At 59.0% G+C, this 15,871-nt stretch carries 16 protein-coding genes; 7 read left to right on the forward strand and 9 right to left on the reverse strand.

All coding sequences use genetic code 11. The features are described 5' to 3' along the window. Nucleotides 1-54 precede the first annotated feature (54 nt). Together B7L15_RS17040 and B7L15_RS17045 are read left to right on the forward strand one after the other, a co-directional pair. Nucleotides 55-1,077 (forward strand): tryptophan--tRNA ligase, encoded by a 1,023-nt coding sequence (locus B7L15_RS17040; RefSeq protein ID WP_085920117.1) that lies wholly within the window; start codon nucleotides 55-57, stop codon nucleotides 1,075-1,077. Between the two features lie 14 nt (nucleotides 1,078-1,091). Further along, the gene (locus tag B7L15_RS17045; protein WP_085920118.1) at nucleotides 1,092-1,667 is read left to right on the forward strand and encodes an isochorismatase family protein; all 576 of its coding nucleotides are present in this window, start codon (nucleotides 1,092-1,094) and stop codon (nucleotides 1,665-1,667) included. Between the two features lie 9 nt (nucleotides 1,668-1,676). Here the strand turns inward: B7L15_RS17045 and yaaA are convergent, their stop codons facing one another. Beyond that, nucleotides 1,677-2,456 (reverse strand): peroxide stress protein YaaA, encoded by a 780-nt coding sequence (yaaA, locus tag B7L15_RS17050; RefSeq protein ID WP_085920119.1) that lies wholly within the window; start codon nucleotides 2,454-2,456, stop codon nucleotides 1,677-1,679. 93 nt (nucleotides 2,457-2,549) lie between these two features. Beyond that, on the reverse strand, nucleotides 2,550-3,581 hold the full coding sequence (locus tag B7L15_RS17055; RefSeq protein ID WP_085920120.1) for an NADP(H)-dependent aldo-keto reductase: 1,032 nt from the start codon (nucleotides 3,579-3,581) through the stop codon (nucleotides 2,550-2,552). A 249-nt stretch (nucleotides 3,582-3,830) separates the two neighbouring features. Here B7L15_RS17055 and B7L15_RS17060 point away from each other — a divergent pair, with 249 nt between their 5' ends. Together B7L15_RS17060 and B7L15_RS17065 are read left to right on the forward strand one after the other, a co-directional pair. Next, nucleotides 3,831-4,319 carry a tetratricopeptide repeat protein gene (locus tag B7L15_RS17060; RefSeq protein ID WP_085920121.1) on the forward strand — a complete coding sequence of 163 codons (489 nt, stop codon included), beginning with the start codon at nucleotides 3,831-3,833 and terminating at the stop codon, nucleotides 4,317-4,319. Between the two features lie 34 nt (nucleotides 4,320-4,353). Further along, complete coding sequence (locus B7L15_RS17065; protein ID WP_085920122.1) at nucleotides 4,354-4,854, forward strand: hypothetical protein; 501 nt, start codon at nucleotides 4,354-4,356, stop codon at nucleotides 4,852-4,854. Between the two features lie 26 nt (nucleotides 4,855-4,880). On the opposite strand, the gene B7L15_RS17070 is transcribed toward B7L15_RS17065, so the two are convergent. From B7L15_RS17070 to B7L15_RS17090, 5 genes are all read right to left on the reverse strand, one after another. Next, a complete protein-coding gene (locus B7L15_RS17070; RefSeq protein WP_085920123.1) occupies nucleotides 4,881-5,417 on the reverse strand; it encodes a TIGR00730 family Rossman fold protein in 537 nt (178 codons plus the stop codon). Between the two features lie 37 nt (nucleotides 5,418-5,454). Beyond that, a complete protein-coding gene (locus B7L15_RS17075) occupies nucleotides 5,455-5,976 on the reverse strand; it encodes a DUF501 domain-containing protein (protein ID WP_085920124.1) in 522 nt (173 codons plus the stop codon). A 58-nt stretch (nucleotides 5,977-6,034) separates the two neighbouring features. Beyond that, entirely contained in the window at nucleotides 6,035-6,328 is a 294-nt protein-coding gene (locus B7L15_RS17080) for a hypothetical protein (protein ID WP_085920125.1), read from the reverse strand. Nucleotides 6,329-6,367: 39 nt separating this feature from the next. Beyond that, on the reverse strand, nucleotides 6,368-6,775 hold the full coding sequence (locus B7L15_RS17085) for an acyl-CoA thioesterase (RefSeq protein ID WP_085920126.1): 408 nt from the start codon (nucleotides 6,773-6,775) through the stop codon (nucleotides 6,368-6,370). Between the two features lie 119 nt (nucleotides 6,776-6,894). Next, the gene (locus tag B7L15_RS17090) at nucleotides 6,895-7,326 is read right to left on the reverse strand and encodes a hypothetical protein (RefSeq protein WP_085920127.1); all 432 of its coding nucleotides are present in this window, start codon (nucleotides 7,324-7,326) and stop codon (nucleotides 6,895-6,897) included. Between the two features lie 38 nt (nucleotides 7,327-7,364). On the opposite strand from B7L15_RS17090, the gene B7L15_RS17095 reads away from it, so the two are divergent. Further along, nucleotides 7,365-8,528 (forward strand): MalY/PatB family protein, encoded by a 1,164-nt coding sequence (locus B7L15_RS17095; RefSeq protein WP_085920128.1) that lies wholly within the window; start codon nucleotides 7,365-7,367, stop codon nucleotides 8,526-8,528. 4 nt (nucleotides 8,529-8,532) lie between these two features. On the opposite strand, the gene B7L15_RS17100 is transcribed toward B7L15_RS17095, so the two are convergent. Then, entirely contained in the window at nucleotides 8,533-9,477 is a 945-nt protein-coding gene (locus tag B7L15_RS17100; protein WP_085920129.1) for a co-chaperone YbbN, read from the reverse strand. A 252-nt stretch (nucleotides 9,478-9,729) separates the two neighbouring features. Here B7L15_RS17100 and B7L15_RS17105 point away from each other — a divergent pair, with 252 nt between their 5' ends. Both B7L15_RS17105 and B7L15_RS17110 read left to right on the forward strand, forming a co-directional pair. Further along, nucleotides 9,730-10,941 carry a YeeE/YedE family protein gene (locus tag B7L15_RS17105; RefSeq protein WP_085920130.1) on the forward strand — a complete coding sequence of 404 codons (1,212 nt, stop codon included), beginning with the start codon at nucleotides 9,730-9,732 and terminating at the stop codon, nucleotides 10,939-10,941. A gap of 191 nt (nucleotides 10,942-11,132) precedes the next feature. Next, on the forward strand, nucleotides 11,133-12,878 hold the full coding sequence (locus tag B7L15_RS17110; protein WP_303393821.1) for an NAD-dependent malic enzyme: 1,746 nt from the start codon (nucleotides 11,133-11,135) through the stop codon (nucleotides 12,876-12,878). On the opposite strand, the gene acnA is transcribed toward B7L15_RS17110, so the two are convergent. Continuing rightward, complete coding sequence (gene acnA, locus B7L15_RS17115; protein ID WP_085920131.1) at nucleotides 12,875-15,607, reverse strand: aconitate hydratase AcnA; 2,733 nt, start codon at nucleotides 15,605-15,607, stop codon at nucleotides 12,875-12,877. The genes B7L15_RS17110 and acnA overlap by 4 nt on opposite strands. Between the last annotated feature and the right edge of the window lie 264 nt (nucleotides 15,608-15,871).

Raw genomic sequence — 15,871 nt, forward strand, 5'->3', positions numbered from 1 at the left:
ATGATTATGCACGTATCATATTGCTATGTACGTTCAATGATGAGCCCAAAAACCATGAGTCAGTCACCCAAAACCCGTGTTCTTACCGGTATCACCACGTCCGGGACGCCCCATCTGGGCAACTACGTCGGGGCGATCAAACCCGCCATTGAGGCGAGCCAGGACCCCAACGTACAGTCGTTCTACTTTCTGGCCGACTACCACTCGCTGATCAAGTGCCAGGACCCCAAGCGCGTGCAGCAGTCGCGACTGGAAATTGCCGCGACCTGGCTGGCGCTGGGACTGGATACCGACAACGCCATTTTCTATCGCCAATCGGATATTCCTGAAATCCCTGAGCTTACCTGGATGCTTTCCTGCGTGTGTGCCAAGGGACTGATGAACCGTGCCCATGCCTACAAGGCCGCTGTGGCCGAGAACGAAGAAGCGGGCAACCAGGATCCGGATAAAGGCATCACCATGGGGCTGTTCGGCTACCCCGTGTTGATGGCGGCGGATATCCTGATGTTCAACGCCAACAAGGTACCGGTCGGGCGCGACCAGATCCAGCATATCGAGATGGCGCGGGATATCGCGGGTCGTTTCAACCATCTGTACAAAGGCGACTATTTCACGCTGCCCAATGCGGTGGTGGACGAAAAGAGCCAGGTGCTCGGTGGGCTGGACGGACGCAAGATGTCCAAGAGTTACAACAACACCATTCCGCTCTTTGTCGCCGAGAAAAAGCTGCAGAAGCTGGTGCGCAAGATCAAGACCAACTCGCTGGAACCCGGCGAGCCTAAAGACCCGGATGCCTGCACGCTGTTCCAGATCTACGCCGCCTTTGCCTCAACCGAGGAAACAGCGACCATGCGCCAGCAGTATGCCGACGGCATTGGCTGGGGGGATGCCAAGAACCAGGTGTTTGAGTATCTCAACGCCCACCTGGAAAAACCCCGCGAGCGCTATAACGCACTCATGGAAGACCCGGGTCATATTGAAGCGGTTCTGCAGAAAGGGGCTGAAAGAGCGCGGGAAGAAACGGCGGTGACCATGGATAGACTGCGAGCCGCCGTGGGGCTCGGCCGTTTCCACTAAAACGAGGTGATGACGTGCGCCTGCAACGCGATAAAAGCTTACTGCTGATGGTCGATTTTCAAGCTGGTTTAGTGCCGGTGATTGATGGCGGTAGCCAGGCCATTGCCGAGGCCCATTGGCTGTATGGCGTGGCGGATGCGCTTGAAGTCCCCGTATGGTTGACCGAACAGATGCCTGAAAAGCTGGGCGGCACGGCACCGGCGCTGCTGGAAGCGCGGCAAGCGCCAACGATTTGGCAGAAGCAGCACTTCGGGGCGATGGAAGAGACGGCGTTTCGTGAAGCGCTGAGCGCCTCGGGCAGGCAGCAGGTGGTTCTGTGTGGCACCGAGGCGCATATCTGTGTCTTGCAAACGGCGATGGGGCTGCTGGACGAAGGCTATGCGGTCTATTGGCTGACGGAAGCAACGGCCAGCCGCCGGGTCGAGGAGGCCGTCTTGGCGCGCGAGCGGGCCTGCGCCCTGGGGGCGCAGGCGGTCTCGGCGGATATGGTGGTTTATGAGTGGCTTCATCGCTGCGATACCACGTCTTTCAGCGCCGTGCATCGCCAGTTCCTGAAACCGCGTGCCGATAGGGTCGTCCGGTTTTTCTAGCGGGAACCCTTAACGATCCGATTCGCGGCGGGTGAAGACAAAGGTGTCGCCCTGGGACGCAGCGGCATCGAAGCGATATCCCGCGACATCAAAGTCTTTTAGCGCGTCTGGGTCATTGACCTGCTGTCTAATGATCCAGGCACTCATCAGGCCGCGCGCTTTTTTAGCGTAGAAGCTGATGATTTTGAAGGCGCCGTTTTTCTCGTCTTTAAACACCGGCGTAATGACTCGGGCATCCAGCTTCCTGGCATCCACGGCTTTGAAATACTCGTTGGAAGCAAGATTCACCAGTACCTTGGAACCGCTCTCGGTAATCGCCGCGTCCAGCGCTGTTGTCAGCGTGGGCTTCCAATAGGCATACAGGTCCTTGCCCGCCGGGTTGGGCAGTTTGGTGCCCATCTCCAGCCGGTAGGGCTGAATCAAATCCAACGGGCGCAACAGACCATAAAGCCCCGAGAGAATGCGCAGGTGCTGCTGGGCATAGCGATTTTCAGCGTCGCTAAAGGTATCGGCTTCAAGCCCGGTATAGACATCGCCCTGGAAAGCCTGTGCGGCAGGTTTGGCGTTTTCCAGCGAAAACGGCGGCTGCCAGTCGGCAAAGCGTGCCGCATTCAGCCCTGCCAGTTTATCGCTGATGCCCATCAGGTCACTGATTTGCTGAGGCGAATAGTCGCGCAGAATATCAATGAGTGCTTGGCTGTCGGTCAGAAAATCCGGCTGGCTGACGTCTCGGGTGGTTGATGGGGTTTCAAAATCCAGTGTTTTGGCCGGCGAAATAACGCTCAACATGGCAGATTCCTTGGACGTCGCAGAAATAATGATCCGTATTATACCAAGCCTCGGCGTTGGCCGAGGCTATAAGGTCGATAGCGTTGTCTGCCATCAAGGGCAGGGGTTGGGCATGCGGCGATGGATATCGTCGATCGCCTCCAGCAGTTCGTCGTCGAGCTTCAGGCTTTCGCTGGCCAGGTTGCTTTCCAACTGTTCCATGGTGGTGGCACCGATGATGTTACTGGTCAGAAAACTGCGCGAATTGACGAAGGCCAGTGCCATCTGCGCGGGGTCGAGACCGTAATCGCGGGCCAGCGCCACATAGGCGTGGGTAGCGGCGTCGGCTTCCGGCGAAGTGTAGCGCTTGAAGCGTTCAAACAGGGTAAGGCGGCCCTTGGGCGGTTTGGCACCATTCAGGTATTTGCCCGAGAGTACGCCAAAGCCCAGCGGCGAGTAGGCTAGCAGCCCGACGTCTTCGCGGTGGGCAATTTCCGCCAGGCCGACCTCAAAGGAGCGATTCAGCAGGTTGTAGGGGTTTTGGATCGAAGCCACGCGCGGCAGGTCAAGCTGGTCGGCGAGCTGCAGGGCGCGCATGGTGCCCCAAGGGGTGTCGTTCGATAGGCCGATGGCGCGGATTTTACCGGCGTCGACCAACTCTTTCAGCGCGCTCAAGGTTTCCTCGAGCGGTGTGGCATCTTCTTCTTCGTTGTGCGTATAGCCGAGCTTGCCGAAAAAGTTGGTGCTGCGATCGGGCCAGTGCAACTGGTAAAGATCCACATAGTCGGTCTGTAGGCGCTCAAGGCTTGCGTCGATCGCCTTGAAGAGGTGTTCGCGGGTCAGGCGTGGCCCGCCGCGTATGTGGTCAAGCCCAGGGCCTGCAGCTTTGGTGGCCAGGATGACATCGTCGCGTTCGCCACGCTGCTTGAGCCAGCTACCCACGTAGCGCTCTGTCAGCCCCTGGGTGTCGGCCTTGGGCGGTACCGGGTACATTTCGGCGGTATCAATAAAGTTGATCCCAAAAGCGACAGCTCGATCAAGCTGCTCGTGGGCCTCGGCTTCGCTGTTCTGTTCGCCAAATGTCATGGTGCCCAGGCAAAGTCGGCTGACTTGCATCCCGGTTCTGCCCAGTGGTCGCGTTTGCATGATGGGTCTCCTAGTATGAACACAATGACCTGCGGAATGCGCGGTATTTCCAGCGCATCGCGTCGGGGTTGTTGGGCATGTTAGCGAGGCGTTCGCCAGGCAGCAAATAAGAGGGGTTGAGTCGTCGCCATGGCAGGCGTATGCTTGCCAGCCCATTGACCGGCCAAGGGCCGGTTTGTCGCGTGGTTGGTTGTCTCATAGAGAGTGACGGCTGGCCCAAGGTTTCACAAACAGGCAGGGTGGTTGGCCATGCCACAGGCATCATCTTTGTTCATTCGGCTTGAGTTTCGTCTGGCCGAAAGGCTGTTTCAAAATCGTTGGCTGTTGCCACGCTCACCGCGTACTCAGCGGTTGACGCTGAACTTGTTCAAGCGCTGCGCTGAGGCGGGCCATCCCGACGCGCTTTCCGTTTATGGCAACATGCTGTTACAGCGAAGCCTGTCGCCCCACGATAAAGCACGCGGGGCGCGCTATGTCATGGAAGCCGCCCATGCAGGCGATGTAAAGTCGCAGTATCAGGCGGCGAAAATTTATGAGACCGGCTGTGCGCAGTACCCGAGCCGCGATGATTACGCGGTGACCTGGTATGCACGTGCGGCACAATCCGGTCATTCACTAGCGGCTGAACGCCTGGCGCATGCTTACCGGGTCGGCGAGCTGGGCCTAGCGGTGGATGCCGACCAGGCTGCCTATTGGCAGAGCCTGGTAAGTGAGCCGTCCGACCCTGTTGCGGCATGATGTGCCGTCCCTTTTTTCGCAAGTGAGGTCGTCCGTGTCCGAGACGCTACCGACGGTGTTGGATATTGAAGCGTCCGGTTTCGGGCGCGGTAGCTACCCGATCGAGGTAGGCATTGCCCGTGCCGACGGGTCCACCTGTGCGTTCCTTATTCAACCGCTTGATGAATGGACCCACTGGGACCCGAAGGCTGAGTTGCTGCACGGCATCTCCCGCGATCGATTGTGCCGCGAGGGCTTTCCGGTACGTCAGGTGGCACGCTGGCTGAACGACGAATTAAGTGACGAGGGCAAGGCGTATAGCGATAGCTGGGGATATGACAATACCTGGCTATCGTTGTTGTTTCATCATGCGGGCATGCTGCCGGGCTTTCGTCTGGAAGCGCTGAGAATTCTACTGAGTGAAGATCAGCAGGCGCTATGGAGCGATACCAAGGTAGCGGTCATCGCCGAGCGCGGCATTCATCGCCATCGTGCCGGTGAAGACGCGCGGTTACTGCAACTGACTTACCAGCGCACCCAGCAGCTTTGTCAGTAAGCGTAGGCGTTATTTAACCATCCCCCTTATCTTTCAAGCGCCTCAAGCATTGCCTTGGGTGTTTCGGCGTCGAGCAGCATGTCTCGCGTTGCTTGTGCCATGAATCCCTGCTGGACGGTACTGTTCAAAAACGTCAGCAGCGGCGAGTAGAACCCGTCGACATTGAGGAGTCCCAGCGGCTTTTCATGCAGGCCCAGATACCCCCAGGTCCAGATTTCAAACAGTTCTTCAAAGGTACCGATACCGCCGGGCAGGGCAATGAACGCATCGGCATTGGCGGCCATCGTTGCCTTGCGCTCGTGCATATTGGGCACGCGTATCAGCTCGCTAAGGCCAAAGTGGGCCTGCTCGCGCTCGACCAGATGATCCGGCATCACGCCAACCACCTCGCCCCCGGCGTCAAGTGCCGCATTGGCCAGTACGCCCATCAAACCGACCCGGGCGCCGCCGTAGACCAGTGTATGACCGCGAGCTGCCAGGGTGTGCCCCAGTTCATGGGTGGCGTGACGAAAGGTAGGGCTATTGCCCTCCCGAGAGCCAAGATAAACGCAGATTCGGGACATCTTGCTTCCTTGTACTAATGGGGGCCGAGATGAAGGCTCAAGGCAGACAGGCGTCGACCTGATAGTGAGCATCCATCCATTGGCCAATCACATTGTTGCCGCAAAGGTGGTGGGCGTACTGGGTGTGCAGGCAGCGAACCTGCTGCCAGTTGCTGATGCCGCCAATACCGCGTTGGGTGAGTACGTCGGTGTAGCCGCGCTCAACGACCTCGGCACGCTGAGCATCGTTCATCAGTGCCCAGCGAGTCTCCACATAGTCACGATGGCTTTGCTGGTAGGCGGCGAGAAAAGCGGGGTCGTCCTGTAGCTGCTGTTCCAGCGACTTGATAACGCCGACGGCTTCAATGCGCGATATCTCGACTTTGAGCACGTCGGAGCACAGCCAGTAGAGCGTCGGGAAAGGTTTGCCCTCGACAATCGGGGCCATGCGCAGCACCAGTGGGGTGCCATTACCGTCGGTAGCCGTCACGGCCTCAATGCCCTTTGGCGGGCGGCCGAGCTGCTGGGTAATAATCGCCAGTTGGCGTTCGTCGGGCGCTTGATCAGTGCGAATCACCATGGGCGAGTCTCTTGCAGGCAGTCATCGGGTGTAAGGGAAGTGGTAGTAGTGCGCAGGATTAATCCCGGACAAACTTGGTGGAGCGGCCAACGGCGCGAAAAAAGCAGCGATTGAGCTGTTCCGGAGAGGCCACATAATGCCAGGTACGCTCACAATATTCAGCCGCTCGCGCCATCAGTACATCGTACAGGCGGTTGAACGGCGCATCATAATCGTAGGGGTCGGCGCCGAACAAGCGAATATGCGGATAATCGGCAAAGCGTTCCATAAAGTAGCGCTCAAGGTCGGCCTCGACGGCGCGGTGTTGGGCGGTGTTGTCCGGGTCTAGCCAAAGGTTATAGCGGATCGCCATGGGGCACTCCTGGCCGCCCCGTTGCCGGGGCGTCGCGGTTCAGGCGGGGTCGGGCGCGTCTTGGAGATGGGCGGAGAGCGCTTCCCGCAACTCGCCTTCGATGGGCACAGTGCATTTAGCCTGATGATCGTACTGCACGAGAATGGTGTGCCCGACATTGGTTAACTTGCCATGCTGACGCGCTTCCTGGGTAACAGTAAAGGAGCTGTTGCCCAGGCGCGTCAGGTAGGTACGTAATTCGATATCGTGACCATAAAACAGTTCAGCACGGTAGTCGACCTCCATCCGCGCCATGATCAGCCGCCATGCTTTGGGGTTCAGGTCGGGGGTGAATAACCTGAATAGGTCGTTGCGGGCCAACTCAAACCAGGCGGGAAGGCGAGTGTTGTTGATGTGGCCCAGGGCATCAGTGTCGTAAAACGCCGGCTCGATGGTGCGGGTAAACATGGCGCTATCCTTGTTGGTAGTAACAGGTTGTTAGTGGCGCGGAGCATCAAACAGTCGATGGACGACCTGCTTCAGGATTACCCCAAGCAAGCGCTTGGTCAAGTGTCAGCGGTGCTGGTTCACACCAGGCGAAGCCCTTGCTGGTCACGCCAAGCGGCTGCCAAGGCGCTTTTCAGCGGGGCTTGCAAATGAGTTGGAAGTGCCAGATGCGCGTCTTCCAGGTGGTCAAAATGCCGGTTGCGCAGCCAGCAGTATGCCCAGGCGCAGGCTTCTGCATCGCTCTTGGGGACTGGCCGTGCGGGCATCTGGTTTAGCAGGAACACCGCTGTGCGCGGTGCCCATAGCGGAATGTCGGTGTCCTGAGCATGGCTCCAGGCATCCAGCGTGGCGCCTGTCGGCGTCTCGCTGGGTTCGCCAAGCTTGGCGACCCGCGCCGTCTCGGCGAGAATCAGTGCGAGGCGGTCGGCATCAGCCTGGCCGAGCGAACGCCATTGGCGTAATAGCGCCGGGCATCCTGCGCGGACCTTGGTATAAAAGTCATCTTGCGGCATGCTCTATAGCACCCCCGATTAGATAAGTGAGAGACATAATGGCATTTGATTTTGCCACGCCCATTGAACGACGCCACCCCAACGGGGGGTGGGCATCGCAAAAATGGCACCGGTACGCCGATGATGTGCTTCCCCTATGGGTCGCGGACATGGACTTTCACTCACCGCCCGCGGTGATAGAGGCCCTACACGCCAGGGTATCTCACGGTGTTTATGGCTACGGTGAAGTGCCTGATACGTTAACAGAAACCTTGTGCGAGTGGAGCGCTGACCACTATCTGTGGCCTATACAACCCGAGTGGCAACAGTGGCTGCCGGGCGTGGTGCCCGCGCTGCATCTGGCGGCCCTGGCGCTGACGGCCCCGGATGACGGCGTGTTGACCGTGACCCCGATCTACCCGCCTTTTCTGGCGGTGGCCGAGCGTACCGGCCGGTTGCCTCAGCAGGCGGCATTGGCCACGCCGGTCAGCGCCGACGATAGCTGGCGGCTGGATATCGGCGCACTGGAAGCTGCGGTGACCCCGCAAACGCGCCTGCTACTGTGGTGTCACCCGCATAACCCCACTGGCCGCGTCTGGTCGCATGGCGAGCTGGCTGCACTGGCGGCATTTGTCGAACGCCATGATCTTTGGGTGGTGTCCGATGAGCTGCATTGCGATTTGCTGCTTGACGAAGGGGCGCACCACCAGCCGCTGGTCGCGGCTTTCCCGGCACTTGCCAAACGCACCATTACGCTCTGGGCACCGTCGAAGACGTTCAACCTGGCGGGCTTGACCACTGCCTGCGCGGTGATCCCCGACAAAAGCCTGCGCAAGCGCTTCGCCCAGGCCGCCAAAGGCTTGTTGCCCGATGGCAACGTGCTGGGGTTGGTGGCAGCGGAAGCGGCTTACCGCCACGGAGATCCTTGGCGTCAGGCCTTGCTAGGGGTTCTACGCGAGCATTGCGCGACGCTCAAGGCGAGGGTCGCGACGTGGCCGGGGGTCGAGATGAGCCCACCCGCGTCAACCTACCTGGCGTGGCTGGATATGCGCCAAGCAGGCCTGGGTGAATCGCCGCAGGCGTCACTGCTTGAGCAGGCGGGTGTCGCTCTTTCAGACGGTGCGGCGTTTGGCCACCCGGGGTTTGTGCGGCTCAACTTTGGCACCACCGCCTCGCAGTTGGAGGCGGCGTTAGCTCGTATGGATACGCTATTGGCCGGTTGAACGATCAGTAGAGCAGGGCAAACAGCTTACGGCGATAGGTGACCGTCAGCGGGTGGTCAGCTCCCAGGGCGTCGAATACCTGCAGCAGTGTCTTGCGTGCGGCATCGTCATTGTAGGCGCGGTCCTGCTTCATGAGCGTCAGCAGCGCCTCCAGTCCGGCTTCGTACTGGCCATCCGCTACCTGACGCAGGGCGCGTTGGTATTGCGCTTCGCTATCGGTGCGGTCACCCAGGGCGGCAATTTCGTCGCTGGAAAGTGCCTGTTCGCCGAACTCGATGCTCGCCCGAACGCCGCGAGCAGACGGGGCGTCGCGCTCTTCCGGGGGCAGGTTGTCCAACAGGCTGCGGGCTTCATCGCGGCGCCCTTCGCTGACCAGCGCCCGGGCAAGGCCGATCTGGTAGGGGTAGTGGCCCGGGTATTGGCTGACCAGGTTTTGGTAAATGTCCCGTGCACCAGCGGGATCGCCCTCGTTGAGAGCCGCTTCAGCCTGCTCTTCGGGGCTGGGTGGCGCGTCTTCCGGGGCTGGGAAATAGCGATTGAGCCACTCACGAATCTGTTTTTCAGGTAGCGCGCCCTGGAAACCATCGACCAGACCACCCTGGCTGATCAGTTTAACATCGGGTACTGATTGCACGCCCAACTGACTGGCAATCTCAGGGTTGGCCTGAGTATCCAGTTTGGCGAGCAGGAAGGCCCCTCCGTACTCGACCGCGAGCCGCTCCAATACCGCCATGAGCTGTTTGCACGGCTCGGAGTCAGGCGTCCAGCAGTCCATCAGTACCGGGACTTTCATGGAGGCTTCCAGGACTTGCTGGATATTACCGGCGTTGAGGTCAATGATGACGTCTTCGGGGCGAACCGGTGGCTGGTCGCCGCTGGCTTGGCCGTCCTGGCCAGATTCAGGACTGGTTAATGCTTCACCGGTGCGAGGATCAATGATGGATGACATAAACGGACTCGCGATATAAGGAAATTTGACTCCTTATATGCAGCCGCATCGGCGCGGATTCAAGGTGAATCGGCTAAAAAAGCGTGCTTGTCGCCGGACGGTGCGTTTATATTCTTTAATGATATAGAAGATGCCCGATAAAGCATTTTACGCTATCGTGAGCAATCGGTAGGCTCATCATCATTATTATCTATATCGACCAAAAGCGCCGGTTTCCCCGCCAGGCGCTTTTGGTGTTGCCAAGGTGACTGTATGTCGACAACGACTGAAACCCCCTCCGCCCCGTATCGTGTGCCACTTATCGCCACAGCGGCGGTTGTGCTGGGCGCACTGGTCATTGGTGTGGTCTTTGAGGCCAATACCGGTCTGCTGATGATCGTCGGTGGGCTATTTGGCATGGTGCTTTATCATGCGGCGTTTGGCTTTACGTCTGCGTGGCGGGTGTTCATCAAAGAGCGGCGTGGACGCGGCCTGCGGGCACAGATGATCATGCTGGCGCTAGCCGTGGTGCTGTTTTTCCCCGCATTGGGCGCGGGTACGCTGTTTGGTCAAGAGGTGTACGGCTTTGTGGCGCCCATAGGTATCTCGGTGCTGGTCGGCGCTTTTCTGTTTGGCGTGGGTATGCAACTAGGCGGTGGCTGCGCCTCGGGGACCCTCTTCACGGCCGGTGGCGGCAATGCCCGCATGGTCATCACGCTGATCTTTTTCATCGTCGGGTCGGTGATCGGCACCGCGCACTTTAGCTGGTGGCAAAGCCTGCCCGCCTTTCAGCCCGTTTCCCTGGTGAGGGTGGCAGGCGCCGGTGGCGGTATCGCCATTAGCCTGGTGCTGTTTGCCGCCATTGCAGCGTTTACCGTGGTGATGGAAAAAGGCCGCCATGGCAGGCTCGAACAAGCCACGCCAGTGGACAAGCATGGTTATCAGCGCTGGCTAGCGGGCCCCTGGCCGCTGGTGGCAGGCGCAATTGGCCTTGCGGTATTGAACTTTGCCACCCTGGCGTTGGCTGGGCGTCCGTGGGGGATTACCTCGGCGTTCGCACTGTGGGGCGCTAAAGGCTTCGAGCTGATGGGTGGCGATGTATCCCAGTGGGGCTATTGGCAGTCGCCAGGCAATGAGGCAGCGCTTGCCGCAAGCGTTTGGGGCGACGTGACCACTGTCATGAATGTGGGCATCATGCTGGGGGCGTTAGCGGCGGCCAGCCTTGCCGGACGCTTTGCGCCTAACTTCAGGATTCCGCTACGCTCAATACTGGCGGCGATCATCGGTGGCCTTTTGCTGGGTTATGGGGCGCGACTGGCCTTTGGTTGCAATATCGGCGCCTACTTCAGTGGCATTGCGTCCGGCAGCCTCCATGGCTGGCTTTGGTTAGTGGCGGCATTTGTCGGCAATATGGCAGGCGTCAAACTGCGCCCGTTATTTTTCACCGGGGAAGCTGCGCGTAAGCCGACGGCCAAAACATGCTAAGAAGTCATTAGCTAGCGCCATTTTCAGGCTACTTTTCTATTTACGCCTCAACGTTGGTTGGGGCTTTTTTGTCGCTTTAAAACGCCTGTTTGCTACCTTTGTAGGGTGGGCATGTTACATTACGCTCAACGGCTGCAGACGCGCTATGTTGCTGCATTGCAATAGAAATTTGCTAAAAAACGAGACTGCTTATGACCACCGCGAGCAAACGCCCCTTATACCTTCCTTATGCCGGTCCTTCCCTACTTGAAATGCCGCTATTGAATAAAGGCAGTGCGTTTACTCAGGAGGAGCGGCTGGCGTTCAACCTGATCGGTCTCTTGCCACAGAAGGTGGAGACGATCGATGAACAACTTGAGCGCGCCTATCGGCAATATCAGCAGTGCCACAGTGACCTGGAGCGCCATATTCACCTGCGTGCCATCCAGGATGATAACGAAACACTGTATTTTCGCCTGGTGTCACAGCACCTCGAAGAAATGCTGCCAATCATCTACACGCCGACGGTGGGCAAGGCGTGTCAGGAGTTTTCCAATATCTACCGCAACCACCGCGGGTTGTTTATCAGCTACCCTGACCGCGAGCACATGGACGACATCCTGCGCAGCGCCACCAAGGACAACGTCAAGGTGATCGTTGTCACTGACGGTGAGCGGATTCTCGGCCTGGGCGACCAGGGCATCGGCGGGATGGGCATTCCCATTGGCAAGCTGGCCCTGTATACGGCCTGTGGCGGCATCAGCCCCGCGTACACGCTGCCGATCATGCTTGATGTGGGTACCAACAATAAGTCGCTGCTGGATGACCCGATGTACATGGGCTGGCGGCACGAGCGGATCGGTCAGGAGGAATACAATGAGTTCATGGCCACCTTCATTGCTGCCGTCAAACGTCGCTGGCCCAGCGTATTGCTGCAGTTTGAGGATTTTGCCCAGGCCAACGCCATGCCTTTGCTGGAGCAGTATCGTGACCAGCTGTGCTGCTTTAATGACGATGTTCAGGGTACCGCCTCGGTAGTCGTAGGGACGCTCCTGGCGGCGTGCCAGGCTCGCGGGCAAACCATTGCTGATCAGCGGGTGGTTTTCGTCGGCGGCGGCTCTGCCGGTTGCGGCATTGCCGAGCAGGTGGTGGTGGCCATGCAGACGGAGGGCTTGCCCGAAAGCGAAGCCCGCGCGCGCATCTACATGGTGGACCGAGAAGGCCTGATGACTGACGATCAGCCCTGGCAGCGCGATTTTCAACGCCGCCTGGCCCACGAGGCAGACCTGGTCGCCAACTGGAACGGGCAAGGGCTTGAAGAGACGATTGCGCAGATCAAGCCGACAGTGCTGATTGGCGTATGCGGCCAGCGCGGGATTTTTACCGAGCAGGTGGTGCGCACCATGCACGCGGGGTGTGAGCATCCTGTGATCATGCCGTTATCCAACCCGACCTCCCAGGCGGAAGCGGTGCCCGAGGATGTCATTCGTTGGACGGAAGGCCAGGCGTTGGTGGCAACCGGCAGCCCGTTTCCACCGGTGGTCTTTAACGGCCGCACCTATCCGATTGCGCAGTGTAACAACGCCTATATTTTCCCCGGCATCGGGCTTGGGGTCGTGGCTGCCAGGGCATCGCGCGTCACTGATGAAATGTTGATGAGTGCTTCGCGGGCATTAGCGCGGGAGGCGCCATTGGTCAAGGAGGGCAAGGGCGCGCTGCTGCCACCGCTGTCACGTATCCGTGACATCAGTCAGTCCATCGCCTTTGAAGTGGCGGCCCAGGCGCAACAGAACGGTGTGGCCCTCAAGACCGGCGGTACCGAACTGCGCGCTGCCATCGATCGTGCTTCATGGAATCCGGAATACCGCACCTACCGGCGGCGCGCTTTCTGGGCTTACGTGCAAAAAAAAGCCCCCACAAGGTGGGGGCCAGCAAGCATTGGTCGGTTTCCCGATTAGGCTGCGCCAATCATGTTACGCAGCACGTAATGTAGGATACCACCATGACGGAAGTAAGCCAGTTCGTTTTCCGTATCAATCCGGCACTTGGCATCAACGGTTTTTTCGCCATCAGCAGTTTTGATGGTCACCTTGACGCTACCTCCAGGTGTTAAATCGCTGAGTCCGGCAATCGATACCTCTTCATCACCGGTTAGCCCCAGCGTCTTGCGGCTCTCCCCTTCGGGGAACTGCAGCGGTACCACGCCCATGCCGATCAGGTTGGAACGGTGGATGCGTTCGTAAGACTCGGCGAGCACGGCGCGAACGCCCAGCAGGCGGGTGCCTTTGGCCGCCCAGTCACGCGAAGAGCCGGTGCCGTACTCTTTGCCGGCGATCACGACGAGCGGCTTGCCTTCTTCCTTGTACTTCATCGCGGCGTCGTAGATCGCCATCTGCTCACCGCTTGGCACATGACGGGTTTCGCCGCCAACCACGCCATCGAGCATTTCGTTTTTGATCCGCACGTTGGCGAAGGTGCCACGCATCATGACTTCATGGTTACCGCGGCGCGAGCCGTAGGAGTTGAAGTCCACCGGCTTGACGCCGTTCTCCTGAAGGTAGCGCCCGGCGGGACTATCGGGTTTGATGGCGCCGGCCGGGGAGATATGGTCGGTGGTCACCGAATCGCCCAGCATGGCGAGTACGCGGGCGTTGTGGACGTCCTCGATGGCGTCGGGTTCACGGCCCATGCCCTCGAAAAACGGCGGGTGCTGGATATAGGTCGACTCAGGCCACTGATAGACCTTGCTTTCGGGTACCTTGATGGCCTTCCATATATCGTCGCCTTCAAACACCTCACCATATTCTTTATGGAACATCGCGGTATTGACCTGCTCGACAGCGGTGGCGATTTCCGCCTGGCTTGGCCAGATATCCTTGAGATAAACCGGATTGCCGTTGCTGTCCTGACCCAGTGGATCCTTGCTCAGGTCGCACTGGACGTTGCCCGCCAGCGCGTAAGCGACGACCAAGGGGGGCGATGCCAGCCAGTTGGTCTTGACCAACGGGTGAACGCGACCTTCAAAGTTACGGTTACCCGACAGTACCGAGGCAACGGCCATGTCCCCGTCGGAAATAGCCTTTTCGATCTCATCGGGCAGTGGACCAGAGTTGCCGATACAGGTGGTGCAGCCGTAGCCCACCAGATTGAAGCCCAGCGCGTCCAAGTCATAATTCAAATCGGCGGCCTCCAGGTAATCGGTGACGACCTTGGAGCCCGGTGCGAGGGATGTCTTGACCCAGGGTTTGGTGGTGAGACCTTTTTCGCGCGCTTTGCGGGCGAGCAGGCCGGCCGCCATCATCACGCTGGGGTTGGACGTGTTGGTACACGACGTAATGGCGGCAATCACCACGGCACCGGGGTCGAGGCTGAAATCGTGGTCATTGAGCTTAACGGCCTGACTGGTGTCATGTTCAAAGCTGCGCTCAACCCCCACGGCAGTCTGGCCGCCCTCAGAGGAAAGTTTTCCGTTGGCGGTCGGTTCCGCGTTGGTATCTTCCTGCATGAATTTTTCAAAGGCCGACGCCATGTCTTTCAGGGCCACGCGGTCCTGGGGACGCTTGGGGCCTGCGAGGCTGGCTTCGACCTCGGTCATGTCGAGATGCAGGTTGTCAGAGAAAATCGGCTCGTCGCCCGGTTCGCGCCATAGGCCTTGAGCCTTCGAGTAGGCTTCGACCAGGGCAACCTGCTCATCTTCACGGCCGGTCAGGCGCATGTAGTTAAGCGTTTCGTCGTCAACCGGGAAGAAACCACAGGTGGCGCCATATTCCGGTGCCATGTTGGCAATGGTCGCCCGGTCGGCCAGCGGCAGGTCTTTCAGGCCATCGCCGTAGAATTCGACAAATTTACCCACGACGCCTTTCTTGCGCAGCATCTCTGTCACGGTCAGTACCAAGTCGGTTGCCGTGATGCCCTCGCGTAGCTTGCCGGTGAGCTTGAAACCGATCACTTCGGGGATCAGCATGGAAACCGGTTGGCCGAGCATGGCCGCTTCGGCCTCGATACCGCCAACACCCCAGCCAAGGACACCAAGCCCGTTGATCATGGTGGTGTGTGAGTCAGTGCCGACCAGCGTGTCGGGGTAGGCAAGGGTGCGACCATCTTCCTGCTTGGTCCACACGGCTTTGCCCAGGTATTCCAGGTTGACCTGGTGGCAAATGCCGGTGCCGGGCGGCACCACGCGGAAATTATCGAAGGCCTGTTGCCCCCAGCGCAGGAACTCGTAACGTTCCCGGTTGCGCTGCATTTCAATGTCGACGTTTTCCTGAAAAGCGGCTGGGTTGCCAAATTTATCGACCATCACCGAGTGGTCGATGACCAGGTCCACCGGCGACAGCGGGTTGATCTTGGCAGGATCCTCGCCGAGCTTTTCAACAGCGGCGCGCATGGACGCCAGGTCGACCACGCCCGGCACGCCGGTAAAATCCTGCATCAGCACGCGGGCGGGACGGTAGCCGATCTCACGACTGGATTTGCCTTCTTTTTGCCAGTCGACCAGGGCCTGCATGTCATCCTGGGAAACGCTCTCGTCGTCGGCAAAACGCAGCTGGTTTTCGAGCAGAATTTTGAGTGTCTTGGGTAGCCGGTCGATGTTGCCAAGAGTGTCTGCTGCGTCTGGCAGACTGAAATAGTGATAGGACGTGTTGCCTACCGTTAATGTTTTTTCCGTGTCAGAAAGCTTGCTCATGCGATTCTCCTCTCTATTGCTTGGCGTTGCGCGATGCGCGCCGGTCACTGTCTTCCTTTCCTCTGGCTGATCTTGATATGACGACTATCAGTATGGCTCATCCGGGTCGTTACACCCGAGCATCATGGCCCATGGTTGTTATTAGAGGTGGGTCTGTACGCCTGCGGTTTCAAGTCGCAGCGACCTTTTTGGGTAATACTGGCCTTGCAATCCCTTGTACTTGACGCCATTTCAGGCAGACTCTGTGCAAAATTATCAGCCGAC

Source organism: Halomonas sp. CSM-2, assembly GCF_002119345.1.
Taxonomy (GTDB): domain Bacteria; phylum Pseudomonadota; class Gammaproteobacteria; order Pseudomonadales; family Halomonadaceae; genus Vreelandella; species Vreelandella janggokensis.

Excerpts from the sequence above, each read along its gene's own strand:
- B7L15_RS17100 (WP_085920129.1), bottom strand. The coding sequence starts at position 9,477 with ATGTCATCCATCATTGATCCTCGCACCGGTGAAGCATTAACCAGTCCT.
- B7L15_RS17105 (WP_085920130.1), top strand. The coding sequence starts at position 9,730 with ATGTCGACAACGACTGAAACCCCCTCCGCCCCGTATCGTGTGCCACTT.
- B7L15_RS17080 (WP_085920125.1), bottom strand. The coding sequence starts at position 6,328 with ATGGCGATCCGCTATAACCTTTGGCTAGACCCGGACAACACCGCCCAA.
- B7L15_RS17060 (WP_085920121.1), top strand. The coding sequence starts at position 3,831 with ATGCCACAGGCATCATCTTTGTTCATTCGGCTTGAGTTTCGTCTGGCC.
- B7L15_RS17040 (WP_085920117.1), top strand. The coding sequence starts at position 55 with ATGAGTCAGTCACCCAAAACCCGTGTTCTTACCGGTATCACCACGTCC.
- B7L15_RS17055 (WP_085920120.1), bottom strand. The coding sequence starts at position 3,581 with ATGCAAACGCGACCACTGGGCAGAACCGGGATGCAAGTCAGCCGACTT.
- B7L15_RS17110 (WP_303393821.1), top strand. The coding sequence starts at position 11,133 with ATGACCACCGCGAGCAAACGCCCCTTATACCTTCCTTATGCCGGTCCT.
- B7L15_RS17085 (WP_085920126.1), bottom strand. The coding sequence starts at position 6,775 with ATGTTTACCCGCACCATCGAGCCGGCGTTTTACGACACTGATGCCCTG.
- B7L15_RS17090 (WP_085920127.1), bottom strand. The coding sequence starts at position 7,326 with ATGCCGCAAGATGACTTTTATACCAAGGTCCGCGCAGGATGCCCGGCG.
- B7L15_RS17070 (WP_085920123.1), bottom strand. The coding sequence starts at position 5,417 with ATGTCCCGAATCTGCGTTTATCTTGGCTCTCGGGAGGGCAATAGCCCT.
- B7L15_RS17075 (WP_085920124.1), bottom strand. The coding sequence starts at position 5,976 with ATGGTGATTCGCACTGATCAAGCGCCCGACGAACGCCAACTGGCGATT.
- yaaA (WP_085920119.1), bottom strand. The coding sequence starts at position 2,456 with ATGTTGAGCGTTATTTCGCCGGCCAAAACACTGGATTTTGAAACCCCA.
- acnA (WP_085920131.1), bottom strand. The coding sequence starts at position 15,607 with ATGAGCAAGCTTTCTGACACGGAAAAAACATTAACGGTAGGCAACACG.
- B7L15_RS17095 (WP_085920128.1), top strand. The coding sequence starts at position 7,365 with ATGGCATTTGATTTTGCCACGCCCATTGAACGACGCCACCCCAACGGG.